Genomic DNA, 11,746 nt, shown 5'->3' with positions numbered 1-11,746 from the left:
AGAGTAGGACACCGCCGGACACACTTCACACAGAGGCCGCCCCCCACGGGGGCGGCCTCTGTGGTTTCCGGGACGAGGCGGCTCGCACGAGCCGCATGCGTCGCCGGCTCACGGCGAGCCGGCCGCGACGACGGGCTTGACCGCCGCGGGTGCGGCTCGACCGTCTCGGCTCGTGGCCGGGGTCCGTCACCCGTCGGCGATACGGGCTTGCGCGGGCTCGCTATGATGGGTGCGTTGACAAGTCCACAGGGGGTGACAGGTTTCGACGGCGGTCGTCGAGCCAGGGGAAGCGGGTCGAGAAGCGCAGGTCATCTCGCTAACGTCCCTGCGAAACCAATAGCTGCCGATTCCAAGCGCAGCGACTTCCAGCTCGCCGCCTGAGCGAGCTCTGAAGTCCGTCGGCCCGGGCGTGCTCCCGTCCCGGTAGCCGGCGTCGACCAGGGAGCCACTGGGTCCGTTCCTCGTCATCGGGGACGGTCCGACACCTAGGTGACTGAGCCCGTCAGCGACTTGCCTGTGTGATCGCTGGGGCCGAGAAACTCGTCAGCAGGCTGCACCCGGAGAAGCCCTGGTCGTTCACCGTCGGACGCGGGTTCAATTCCCGCCACCTCCACCCTGGTCCCCGCACGGAAGGCCCGTCCTCGCCCGAGGACGGGCCTTCCGTGCGTCACGCGGGGGGTGTGTTCGTGTCGTCGGGAACCACGAGCCGCCACGCCTCGGCGAGGACGGTCCACGTCCGGTGGGCGAACGGACCTGCGATCTCTCCGTCGGAGTCGGTTCTGAACCGGTCCCCTCGCTCGGCCGACACGGTCACCGACCGGTGGGCGAACGCCGTCGTGACGTCGCGGCGGAGGTGATGGCGACCCGCCCGCAGGGCGGCCGCGTAGCCGAGACGGGACAACCAGCCCGTCGACCGGGACACGGTGACCTGCGCGACGCCCTCGAACGGCTCGGCGTCCGGGGCGAGGGGAGCGCCGCCTCCGATCGTGTGGCCCACCGCCGCCGCCACCATGAGCACGGGCTCGTGGCCGTCGTGCACGACCGCCCCGTCGGCCTCGACCCTGAGGTGCCACCCGCGGACCCGCAGGCCCGCGGCGACCGCGGCCGCGCTGTAGACGAGGCCACCCAGGACCGACTTCGCCCCGCTCGCCTCGTCAGCCGTCCTCGCCGCGCCGGCCCCGACGCCGGCATGGACCGCGTTGACGACCACCCCGCCGTCCTCCCGCTCCAGCAGCAGCGCCCGGGCACGCGCTCGCCCGGTGACGGCCAGTCGTGCCGCCTCGGTGACGTCGAGGGGTATCCCGGACCCCCGAGCGAGGTCGTTGCCCGTCCCGAGCGGCACGAGCCCGAGGTCGGGACCGGCGTCCACGCCGGTCAGGCCCAGCTGGTGGAGGGTCGCGACGGCCTTGTTGATCGACCCGTCACCGCCGAGGACGACGACGCGCGACGCGTCCGACCGCAGCGCCCGGGCCAGGTCGTCGTCGCGCTCGAGCACGCGGACCCGTGCGTCAGCCGGCCCTAGGTGTTCCCGAAGAACCCGCTCCACCTCCGCGACCTGCCGCCCGGCACCCTCCGCCTTGCCGGCGCTGACGACTGCGACGGTGGTCATGGTGCTCGACCCTAGGTCGTGCAGAAGAGGAGACCCAGACCGCACGACGCTCAGGCGAGATCGGCGAGCAGCTCCTCCATGCGGGCGATCTCGACGCCCTGCTTGATGGTCGTGTCCTGCACCATCTCGTTGACCTGCACGTTGCGGCTGTCCGCCGCGTCCGCCGCCATGTCGAGCGCGCCCTCGTGGTGGGCGATCATGAGCTCGAGGAACAGTGCGTCGAACTCAGCGCCCCGCGCCGCGTCGAGAGCGAGCATCTGCTCCGTCGACGCCATCCCCTTCATCAGGTCATGGCTGTGGTCGTCCTCGTCGGCCTCGGGCAGGTCGTTCGCCCGCAGCCACTGCTGCATGGCCTCGATCTCCGGCCCCTGGGCGGCGGCGATCCGCTCGGCGAGGCTGCGGACGCGGGAGTCCGCGGCGCGGTCCGGGGCGAGCGCTGCCATGTCGAGGGCCTGGGCGTGGTGGGGGACCATCGCGGTGAGGAAGTCGACGTCGTCCTGCGACCAGGTTGCGATGTTCTCCATACGTCCCGTCTCCCCGGGCGCGATCGTCGTCGTCGGCTCGCCGGGACGCCCTGGTACGAGCACCGGGACGTCCGTCGCGGCCGTGAACTCGATGGTTGCGGGAGGCGGAGCGGCGTCGCTCGTGGTGCCTCCACAGCCGGCTGCCACGAGGACCAGGGCGGCGGCGAGGAGGACGTGTCGGGGCATGGCGGACGAGGGCACGGGAGGCGTCTCCGGTAGGGGGACAGTCGATGCAGCGGAGAGTACGTCAGCCTTCCCGCGACCAGCACATCCCACGGTGACCGGTCGTTCGGGATCGTTATCGATTCGTGACCCTCGTCATCTGTTCGGACGACGACGGGGGACGACAGTCTGTGCCGCACCCAGTCCGAACGTCCGACAGGCGCAGTTGCCTGCCGGACGGACCCCAGCCACCGGAGGTCATCCATGACAGGTGCTGCACCCAGCAGACGCGCGCGCGCTCTCGGCGCCGTCGCAGCACTCGCCGTCGGTCTCGGCATGACGGCGTTCGCGTCGCCTGCCTCGGCCGACGTGCTCTCGCCCGGCGAGATCGAGAAGAGCAAGAACATGCACCTGCTGACGAACATCCCCAAGAACGGGGCGTTCGAGGCGGAGAGCTCCTTCAGCAGCGACCTCGCCTTCAAGGGCGACTACGCCTTCGCCGGCAACTACAACGGCTTCACGGTCTACGACATCAAGAACCCGCGGAAGGCGAAGCAGGCCCTCCAGGTGTTCTGTCCGGGATCCCAGAACGACATCACGGTCTACGGCGACCTCATGTTCCTCTCCGTCGACTCCCTCCGTAGCGACGACAGCTGCAACAGCACCCAGCTGTCGACCAGCGCGGCGTCCGCGACCGGGACGGGCTACTGGGAGGGCATCCGGGTCTGGGACATCAGCGACCCGCTGAACCCGGTGTACGTGAAGTCGGTCGAGACCGACTGCGGGTCCCACACCCACACGCTCGTGCCGGACGAGGCGGGCGAGTCCGTCTACGTCTACGTGTCGTCCTACAACCCGACCGCGGCGCTGGCGGACTGCCAGCCGCCGCACGACAAGATCTCGATCGTCGAGGTCCCGCTCGACGACCCGACGGCGGCGGCCGTCATCTCCGAGCCCGTGCTGTTCCCGGACGGCGGGCTCATCCCGCGGACGGCCGGATGCCACGACATCACCGCCTACCCGGAGCTCGGCCTCGCCGCCGGCGCCTGCATGGGTGAGGGCGTCGTCATGGACATCGAGGACCCGGAGAACCCGGTCGTGCTCGACCGGGTCGCCGACACCGAGAACTTCGCCTTCTGGCACTCGGCGACGTTCAACAACGACGGCTCGACGGTCATGTTCACCGACGAGCTCGGCGGCGGCGGTGGCGCGACGTGCAACCCGGTCGTGGGGCCGGAGAAGGGCGCCAACGCCTACTACTCGCTGTCGGACGCGGGTGAGCTCACGTTCCAGAGCTACTTCAAGATCCCGCGCGAGCAGGCGAGCACCGAGAACTGCGTCGCCCACAACGGCTCGCTCATCCCGGTCAAGGGCAAGGACGTCATGGTCCAGGCCTGGTACCAGGGCGGCATCAGCGTCGTCGACTTCACCGACGCCGCGAACCCGGTCGAGCTCGGCTACTTCGACCGCGGCCCGCTGTCCGACGAGCGCCTGATCCTCGGTGGCTCCTGGTCGGCGTACTACTACGACGGCTACATCTACTCCAACGACATCCAGAAGGGCCTGGACGTCCTGGAGATCCGCGACCCGCGGGTCGCGAACGGCAAGGCCGGCAAGTACGCGGAGGACTTCAACCCGCAGACGCAGCCGTCCTACTGAGCCGACGCACGGCACGCACCACCCGGGCCCGGTCCCCTCGTCGAGGGGGCCGGGCCCGACCCGTTCGACGCCCCTGTCAGAGCAGGGAACCGAGGTACCGGGCGATCTCCCGCGGCCCGCTCGCCGGGGCGACCGCCTCCACGTCCGGGTTGTAGTTCGTGTTCGTGTTGACGTCGTACGTCACGACGCGCCCGTCCGCGGTCTCGACGTACTCGATGCCGGCGATCTCGACGCCCGCGTCGGCGAGGAACGCGAGGTAGCGCTCGAGCCGGGGCGGCACGTGCCCCTCCCGCAGCCGGAACAGCGGTCCGCCGTCGAGCGCGCACGCGTCCGCGGGGCACAGCTCGAAGCCCTGCGCGGTCGACGCCGCGAGCGCGTAGAGGAAGCGTCCGCCGACGAACTCGGCCCGGGTGACGAACGCCTCGGCGGGCTGCACGTACTCCTGGACGAGCGCGACCCCGTCGACCGGCTCGACCCAGGCGTCGGAGGCGAGGTGGCGTTCGAGGGCGCCGAGGTCGTCGAAGCGCTGGACACCGAGGCCCTTCCCGCCCTGGTTGTGCTTCGTCACCACCGAGGGGACGCCGTCGGCGACAAGCGCCTTCGCGCCGTCGAGGACCTGCTGCCGGTCGAAGGCGACGACCGTGCGGGGCGTCTCCACGCCTGCGGCCCGCAGCGCCGCGTCCTGCGCGACCTTGCTCACCTCGAGCTCGAGGACGGCGGAGCCGTTGACGACCCGCCGACCGTGGCCCTCGAGCCAGCGCAGCACCGCACGCGTGTGGGCGATGCTGCGGGTGTGACCGCGGGTGTGCGAGGACGCGCTCATCCGCGACCAGAACACGCCGTCGGGAGGCGGGACCCCGAGATCCACGGTCTCCCCACCGGTGAGCAGCCACTGCTCGACAGGGACGCCCTCGGCGTCGAACGCGGCCTGGAAGGGCGGCCACCAGGCGGGGTTCTCGTGGACGGCGTGCACGGAGGGAGCGCTCACGTGCTGGTGCAATGCCGCGGCCGGCGCCCGTGTTCCCGGCCGGGAGGGCGCCGACCCGACGCAGGGGGGAGGCTGGCCCGGTGGACGTCGTGGTGGTCGGTAGCGCGAACCTCGACGTGGTCGTCGGGGTCCCTCACGTCCCGAGCGCGGGTGAGACCGTGCTCGCGGTGGCGGACCCCGTGGAGCACCCCGGGGGCAAGGGCCTGAACCAGGCGGTCGCGGCGGCGCGGGCCGGCGCGGGGACGGCTCTCGTCGCGACGGTCGGTGACGACCGCGCGGGAGCGCTGCTGCGTGACGCGTGCGAGACCGCCGGGGTCGCGGTGGACGCCCTGGAGCTCCGGCGCGGTGCCCGGACCGGCACGGCCCACGTCCTCGTCCAGGCCGACGGGGACAACGCCATCGTCGTGGTGCCGGGCGCCAACCACTCGCGCGTCGACCTCACGGCGGCAGGTGCCCGCGCCGTCGACACGGCACGGGTCCTTCTGGTGCAGCTCGAGGTGCCACCCGCGCTCGTTCGGGCGGCGGCGGTGCGCGCCCGGACGGCCGGCGCGCGGGTCCTGCTCAACGCCGCACCCGTCGTCCCCGAGGCCGGCGAGCTGCTCGCTCTCGTCGACGTGCTGCTGGTCAACGAGGCCGAGGCGCGGGCGCTGACGGGCACCGACGACGCGGCGGGGGCGGCCTCCGGTCTCGCCGCGGGGCAGCGGGACGTCGTGGTGACGTTGGGAGCGCAGGGCGCGCTCGTCGTGCGCCGAGACGGCAGCGAGGTCGGGATCCCCTCGCCCCCGTCGGACGCGGTGGACACGACGGGGGCGGGTGACGCGGCCGCAGGGGCGCTGGCGGCGGCGCTCGCCGCCGGCTCCGCGCTCGACGCGGCCGTGCGGCGCGCGTGCGCGGCGGGCGCCCTCGCGGTGCGGACCGCCGGGGCGGTGCCGTCCATGCCGGACGCCGCGTCGGTCGACGCGCTGCTCGCGGGGACGGCCACCCGCCCGAGGCGGCCCTGAGGGGCTCAGCCGTCCGTGGCCTCGTCCTCCACGGCGTCGCCGACGTCCTCGCCGGCGTCCTCCAGGTCCTCGCCGGCGTCCTCGAGCTCCTGCTCGACCCCGTCGTCGACGACGTCCTCGCCGCAGCCGGCGACGAGGAGGGTGGTGGCGGCGACGAGCGCGGCGGCGGCGACGGGGGCGCGCCGGAGGGTGCTGAGTGTCGTGCGCATGGCTCTCCTCCCCGCGACCGGGTCCCTCCCGGCCGCACGGTGCTGGGACGCTAGGCCCGCGCGGCGGCCCCCGCACGTCGGCGCGGGACCGGCCGGACGCCCGGCGACCGGCTCAGAAGTCGGTGCCGGGCGCGTCGAGGTCCTCGATCTCCTCCTCGAGGTCCTCGGGGACGGTCCCGTCGTCGGCGTCCTCGGCGCAGCCGCTGAGGGCGACTGCCCCGGCCAGGGCCGCCGCAGCGACGACGGCCGTCGCAGGTCGCCGCGCGCGGCCGCGGAGCGCGGTGAGGGTGGTCGTGCCGGTCGTGGTGGGACGCATGTCTCCTCCTCGTCTCGGGTCCTCCCGACGGTAGGAGCGGGGCCCACGGGCCCGCACGTCCTCGCAGGCGTGCCGAGGTGGACCCCGTGCGGCGCGCGCGACAGGATCGGCCCATGCCGTCCGCGAGCGTGTCCTACTCCGTCACGATCCGGCTCGAGCTGCCGGCGCGCCCGACCGCCGTCAGCGAGCTCACGACCGTCATGGAACACAGCGGGGCCATCGTGACCGCGCTCGACGTCACGGCCTCCGGGGCCGGGCGCCTCGCCGTCGACGTCACCGCGGCCACGCGCGGGCAGGAGCACGCGGAGGAGCTCGTCCGGTCCCTCCGCGGGCTCGAGGGCGTCGAGATCGGCAAGGTGTCGGACCGGGTGTTCCTCGCCCACCTCGGCGGCAAGCTCGAGGTGCGCTCCAAGGTCCCGCTGCGCAACCGCGACGACCTCTCCCTCGCCTACACCCCCGGCGTGGCCCGGGTGTGCGAGGCGATCGCCGCCAACCCGGAGGACGCCCGCCGGCTCACGATCAAGCGGAACACGGTGGCCGTCGTCACCGACGGCTCCGCGGTCCTCGGGCTGGGCAACCTCGGTCCGCTCGCGGCGCTGCCGGTCATGGAGGGCAAGGCGGTGCTGTTCAAGCGGTTCGCGAACGTCGACGCGTTCCCCATCTGCCTCGACACGCAGGACACCGAGGAGATCATCACCGCCGTCAAGGCGATCGCGCCGGTGTTCGCGGGCATCAACCTCGAGGACATCGCGGCGCCCCGCTGCTTCGAGGTCGAGCGGCGCCTGCGGGAGGAGCTCGACATCCCCGTCTTCCACGACGACCAGCACGGCACCGCGATCGTCGTCCTCGCGGCGCTGACGAACGCCCTGAAGGTCGTCGGCAAGGACATCGGCGAGGTCCGGCTCGTCATGTCCGGGGCCGGGGCGGCCGGGACGGCGGTCCTCAAGCTGCTCCTCGCCGCGGGCGTGCGGGACGCCGTGGTCGTCGACGTCGACGGGATCGTCCACCGCGACCGCGCCGACCTCGCCCCGGAGCTGGCGTGGACGGCGGAGCACACGAACCCTCGCGGGCTCACCGGCACCCTGAGGGACGCGATCGTCGACGCGGAGGTCTTCGTCGGGCTGTCGGCGGGCGGGATCCTCGACGGCGACGACATCGCGACCATGGCGGACGACGCCATCGTCTTCGCCCTCGCCAACCCGGTGCCGGAGGTCGACCCCGCGGAGGCGGCCGAGCACGCCGCGGTCGTCGCCACCGGGCGCAGCGACTTCGCCAACCAGATCAACAACGTGCTCGCGTTCCCGGGCGTCTTCCGCGGCCTCATCGACGCCCGCTCCCACACCGTCGACGAGGCGATGCTGCTGGCGGCGGCGCGGGCCCTCGCCGACACGGTGCACCCGGACGAGCTCAACGCGACGTACATCGTCCCGAGCGTGTTCCACGCCGAGAGCACGACGGCCGTGGCGGCGGCGGTCGAGCGCGCGGCGAAGGGGGAGCCGCCGACGTGATCGGGCGAGAGCGGCTCGGTCCGCTGCTGCCGCCCCCGCCCGCCGAGCCCCGTGCGGGCGCGCTGCTCGTCGCGCACCCCGGCCTGCTCGACCCGAACTTCCGCGCGACCGTCGTCCTGCTCCTCAACGCCTCGGACGAGGGTGCGCTCGGGCTCGTCCTCAACCGCCCGCTCGTCAGCGACGTCGTCGACGTCCTCCCCGCGTGGCACGACCACGTCACCGAGCCGCCCCACCTCTTCCAGGGGGGCCCGGTCGGCCTCGACTCCGCCATCGGCCTCGCCCGCCTGCCGGGCGACGACGGCGAGCCGCCCGGCCTCAAGCGGCTCGTCGGCTCCATCGCCGTCGTCGACCTCGACGCCCCGCCGGAGATCGTCGCGCCCGCCGCGGCGGGCCTGCGGGTGTACGCGGGGCACGCGGGCTGGGGACCCGGGCAGCTGGAGTCGGAGCTGGCCGAGGGTGCGTGGTTCGTCGTCGAGGGCGAGCCCGGCGACGGCTTCCGCGGCGACACCGAGACGCTGTGGCGCGACGTGCTCCTGCGCCAGACCACGACCGTTGCGCTCGCCGCGACCTACCGCAGCGACCCCGAGGTCAACTGATCGACGTCGTCGACCGGCCCGGTCACGGCGTCACGCCGGCACGAGCCCGTCGAGGTCCTCGTCGCGGTCCGGGCGGTGCCCGGACTCGCGCGCACGGAAGGCCGCGACGGACTCGCGCAGCCCGCGGGCGACGAACGCCGGCAGGCGCAGGCCGTCCCGCTGCCGCACGAGGAGCTCCTGCGCGACACGCTGCACGGGCACCGCGAAGCGGTCGACGTCGTCGGAGCCGCTGAGGTGGACGGCGACGCCGCCGAAGTCGGCGCGGTTCGACGGCGTGGTCGCCCCGATCGGGTGGTACGTGCGCGTGCGGACGATGCGGCACAGGTGGAGCTGCCAGTCGGCCAGCCGCTCCCGCTGCAGCAGGGCGGAGTTGCGGTAGTACGCGTAGTGGGTCGACTCCTGCCCGCGGATCGGGGCGACGGCGGTCTCGGCGAACCCGCGTGCGCCGAGGTGGAGCAGCCGCTCCTTCAGCAGGTCGTAGCCGACGGCGGTGAGGCGCTCGTGCATGGCGCCGATGGAGAAGTAGAGGAACATCAGGGCGTCGTGCACCCCCGGCACGTGCCCGAGCACGCCGCCGAGGCGCAGGGAGCGGCTGATGTGGTTGAGGTTCGGCGTCGACTCCGGCAGGCCCAGCTCGCGCTGCAGCCGGTCGAAGATCCACCCGTGCGGCAGCTCCTGCTCCTCCCACACCCGCATGAAGCGCCGGGTGCGGTCGTCGGCCTGCGGCAGCAGCACCTGCAGCTCCAGGACGTTGCGCTCCACCTCCCGCTCGACCCGGGCGAAGTAGTCGAGGGTCGAGCCGAGCTCACGGCGGACCGCCGTGGCGTCCGGGACGCCGAAGTCGACGGAGTCGACGGCGATCGCGCCCTCGGCCTCCATGCGGTCGAGCTGGGCGTCGATGTCGATGCTGCCGCGGCTCACGATCGGCTCCTCCCCTGAGCGGTCGCGCACGTCACGTGCTCCGACCGTAGAGGCCGGAGTCGCGCGTGCGCAGCAGGTCCTGTCCACAGTGGTCCGGAGCCGGGCCCCGGAGCGGATGGGGGTCCTACACTCGACGCCATGTCGGAGCCGTCCTTCCCGTCCGCACCACCGCCCGAGCCCGGCCGGCAGCCGGCGGGCACGGCGGTGCTGGAGCAGGAGCGCACCGTCGAGCCGGCCGAGCCCGGCGACCACGAGCGCTTCGCGCACTACGTGAAGAAGGACAAGATCGTCGCCAGCGCGGTGACGGGGGAGCCGCTGACCGCGCTCTGCGGGAAGGTGTGGGTGCCGAGCCGGGACCCGAAGAAGTTCCCCGTGTGCCCCACGTGCAAGGAGATCTACGAGGGTCTGCGCGGCGGCGGCGACGACGAGGGCTCGGGGCAGGACCGCTGAGCCAGGCCCGCCCGAGCGTCCACCACACCCCCGAGCACCCGAGCGCCGCGGCCGCGGCGCAGCTGTCCCCGGCCTTCCCCGAGCGGGCCGCGTGGGGCACCGCCGGTGCGCTGCGGGCGTGGCAGCGCGACGCCCTCGACCGCTACCTCGCCCGGGGCCCGCGCGACTTCCTCGCGGCGGCGACGCCCGGCGCGGGCAAGACGACGTTCGCCCTCCGCGTGGCGACGGAGCTGCTGCAGCGCCGCACCGTCGAGCGGGTCGTCGTGGTGTGCCCGACCGAGCACCTCAAGACCCAGTGGGCGGACGCCGCGAGCCGGGTCGGCATCCGCCTCGACCCGTCGTTCCGCTCCACGGGCGCCGGCACGGCCGGGTTCGACGGTGGCGTCGTGACGTACGCCCAGGTGGGGTTGCGCCCGCACGCCTTCGCCGCCCGTTGCCGGGCCCGTCGCACCCTCATGGTCCTCGACGAGATCCACCACGCGGGCGACGCGCGCTCCTGGGGCGAGGGCGTCGCGACGGCCTTCGAGGACGCCGAGCGGCGTCTGGCGCTCAGCGGCACCCCGTTCCGCTCCGACGCCAACCCGATCCCGTTCGTCACGTACGTGCAGGAGGCCGACGGGTCCCGTCGCTCCCGCCCCGACCACCTCTACGGCTACGGCGAGGCCCTCGCCGACGGCGTCGTGCGGCCGGTCCTCTTCCTCGCCTACGCGGGCAACATGCGGTGGCGGACCCGAGCGGGCGACGAGGTCGCCGCGCGGCTCGGGGAACCGCTGACGAAGGACCTCACGGCCCAGGCGCTCCGGACGGCGCTCGACCCCCAGGGGCAGTGGGTGCCGGCCGTGCTCCGGGCCGCCGACCGTCGCCTCGCCGAGGTGCGGCGGACGGTGCCGGACGCCGGTGGCCTCGTGATCGCGAGCGACCAGGCCTCCGCGCGGGCGTACGCGGGCATCCTCCGCGAGCTGACCGGGGCCCCGCCCACCGTGGTGCTGTCCGACGACCCCGACGCCTCCGCCGGCATCGAGTCGTTCGCCGCCGCCGGGCCCGAGGGCCCGCGGTGGATGGTCGCGGTCCGGATGGTGTCCGAGGGCGTCGACGTGCCCCGGCTGTCGGTCGGGGTGTGGGCGACGACGACCGCGACGCCGCTGTTCTTCGCCCAGGCCGTCGGCCGCTTCGTCCGGGCCCGCCGTCGCGGGGAGACCGCCTCGGTGTTCCTGCCGAGCGTGCCGCAGCTGCTGCGCTACGCCGCCGAGCTCGAGGTCGCGCGCGACCACGTCCTCGACCGCCCACGGGCGGCGGACGGCGACGACCTGTGGGCGCCGGAGGAGGACCTGCTGGCGGAGGCGCGGACCGAGCGGAACGCGCCGGGGGCGGAGGAGCTGCCGTTCCAGGCGCTGGAGTCCGACGCGGCGTTCGACCGGGCGGTGTGGGACGGCGACGAGTTCTCCAACCACGCGACGTGGGCCGACGACGAGGGCAGCGACGGCGAGCAGGCGCTGCTCGCCCTGCCGGGTCTCGTGGAGGCCGACGAGATGGGGGCGCACCTGCGCCGGCGCCCGGCCCGGCCGTCGCCCGCCGCCGATGCGGCCGAGGTCGTCGTCGACCACCGCGCGGTCGCGGCCGCGCGCCGCGAGCTCAACGGCCTCGTCGGTGCCTACGCGCGTCGCACGGGCAGCCCCCACGCCGTCGTCCACGCCCGGCTGCGGACCACGTGCGGCGGCCCGGCCGTGCCCGAGGCGGACCTCGGCCAGGTCCGGGCCCGCGTCGACACCGTGCGCCGCTGGCTCCTCACCGGCTGATCCCGCT

General features: G+C 73.9%; 12 protein-coding genes and 1 other RNA gene. 7 read left to right on the top strand and 6 right to left on the bottom strand.

Annotated elements, in window-relative coordinates:
- Positions 1-248: 248 nt before the first annotated feature.
- Positions 249-616: a transfer-messenger RNA gene (gene ssrA, locus WAB14_RS17350) on the top strand.
- Positions 617-667: 51 nt separating this feature from the next.
- Here the strand turns inward: ssrA and WAB14_RS17345 are convergent.
- A complete protein-coding gene (locus WAB14_RS17345) occupies positions 668-1,609 on the bottom strand; it encodes a diacylglycerol/lipid kinase family protein (RefSeq protein ID WP_340271593.1) in 942 nt (313 codons plus the stop codon).
- A 50-nt stretch (positions 1,610-1,659) separates the two neighbouring features.
- Complete coding sequence (locus WAB14_RS17340) at positions 1,660-2,319, bottom strand: DUF305 domain-containing protein (protein WP_340271592.1); 660 nt, start codon at positions 2,317-2,319, stop codon at positions 1,660-1,662.
- Between the two features lie 312 nt (positions 2,320-2,631).
- On the opposite strand from WAB14_RS17340, the gene WAB14_RS17335 reads away from it, so the two are divergent.
- A complete protein-coding gene (locus tag WAB14_RS17335) occupies positions 2,632-3,954 on the top strand; it encodes an LVIVD repeat-containing protein (protein WP_340271591.1) in 1,323 nt (440 codons plus the stop codon).
- Positions 3,955-4,030: 76 nt separating this feature from the next.
- Here WAB14_RS17335 and WAB14_RS17330 read toward each other — a convergent pair whose 3' ends face one another.
- Positions 4,031-4,942 carry an ATP-grasp domain-containing protein gene (locus WAB14_RS17330; RefSeq protein ID WP_340271590.1) on the bottom strand — a complete coding sequence of 304 codons (912 nt, stop codon included), beginning with the start codon at positions 4,940-4,942 and terminating at the stop codon, positions 4,031-4,033.
- A gap of 80 nt (positions 4,943-5,022) precedes the next feature.
- On the opposite strand from WAB14_RS17330, the gene WAB14_RS17325 reads away from it, so the two are divergent.
- Positions 5,023-5,943 carry a PfkB family carbohydrate kinase gene (locus WAB14_RS17325; RefSeq protein WP_340271589.1) on the top strand — a complete coding sequence of 307 codons (921 nt, stop codon included), beginning with the start codon at positions 5,023-5,025 and terminating at the stop codon, positions 5,941-5,943.
- A gap of 5 nt (positions 5,944-5,948) precedes the next feature.
- On the opposite strand, the gene WAB14_RS17320 is transcribed toward WAB14_RS17325, so the two are convergent.
- Together WAB14_RS17320 and WAB14_RS17315 are read right to left on the bottom strand one after the other, a co-directional pair.
- On the bottom strand, positions 5,949-6,152 hold the full coding sequence (locus tag WAB14_RS17320; RefSeq protein ID WP_340271588.1) for a hypothetical protein: 204 nt from the start codon (positions 6,150-6,152) through the stop codon (positions 5,949-5,951).
- Between the two features lie 112 nt (positions 6,153-6,264).
- On the bottom strand, positions 6,265-6,468 hold the full coding sequence (locus tag WAB14_RS17315; protein ID WP_340271587.1) for a hypothetical protein: 204 nt from the start codon (positions 6,466-6,468) through the stop codon (positions 6,265-6,267).
- Between the two features lie 113 nt (positions 6,469-6,581).
- On the opposite strand from WAB14_RS17315, the gene WAB14_RS17310 reads away from it, so the two are divergent.
- Both WAB14_RS17310 and WAB14_RS17305 read left to right on the top strand, forming a co-directional pair.
- The gene (locus tag WAB14_RS17310) at positions 6,582-7,976 is read left to right on the top strand and encodes an NAD-dependent malic enzyme (RefSeq protein ID WP_340271586.1); all 1,395 of its coding nucleotides are present in this window, start codon (positions 6,582-6,584) and stop codon (positions 7,974-7,976) included.
- Positions 7,973-8,572 carry a YqgE/AlgH family protein gene (locus WAB14_RS17305; RefSeq protein WP_340271585.1) on the top strand — a complete coding sequence of 200 codons (600 nt, stop codon included), beginning with the start codon at positions 7,973-7,975 and terminating at the stop codon, positions 8,570-8,572. The genes WAB14_RS17310 and WAB14_RS17305 overlap by 4 nt, the downstream gene beginning before the upstream one ends.
- Before the next feature lie 30 nt (positions 8,573-8,602).
- On the opposite strand, the gene WAB14_RS17300 is transcribed toward WAB14_RS17305, so the two are convergent.
- A complete protein-coding gene (locus WAB14_RS17300) occupies positions 8,603-9,493 on the bottom strand; it encodes a GTP-binding protein LepA (protein ID WP_340271584.1) in 891 nt (296 codons plus the stop codon).
- Between the two features lie 138 nt (positions 9,494-9,631).
- On the opposite strand from WAB14_RS17300, the gene WAB14_RS17295 reads away from it, so the two are divergent.
- Both WAB14_RS17295 and WAB14_RS17290 read left to right on the top strand, forming a co-directional pair.
- Positions 9,632-9,943, top strand: coding sequence for a DUF3039 domain-containing protein (locus tag WAB14_RS17295; protein WP_340271583.1), 312 nt, complete (start codon positions 9,632-9,634; stop codon positions 9,941-9,943).
- On the top strand, positions 9,940-11,739 hold the full coding sequence (locus tag WAB14_RS17290) for a DEAD/DEAH box helicase (protein WP_340271597.1): 1,800 nt from the start codon (positions 9,940-9,942) through the stop codon (positions 11,737-11,739). Before WAB14_RS17295 ends, WAB14_RS17290 begins: the two co-directional genes overlap by 4 nt.
- Positions 11,740-11,746: the final 7 nt, after the last annotated feature.

It is taken from the genome of Aquipuribacter nitratireducens (assembly GCF_037860835.1).
Taxonomy (GTDB): domain Bacteria; phylum Actinomycetota; class Actinomycetes; order Actinomycetales; family JBBAYJ01; genus Aquipuribacter; species Aquipuribacter nitratireducens.
This window is presented reverse-complemented; position numbering and strand designations above follow the sequence as displayed.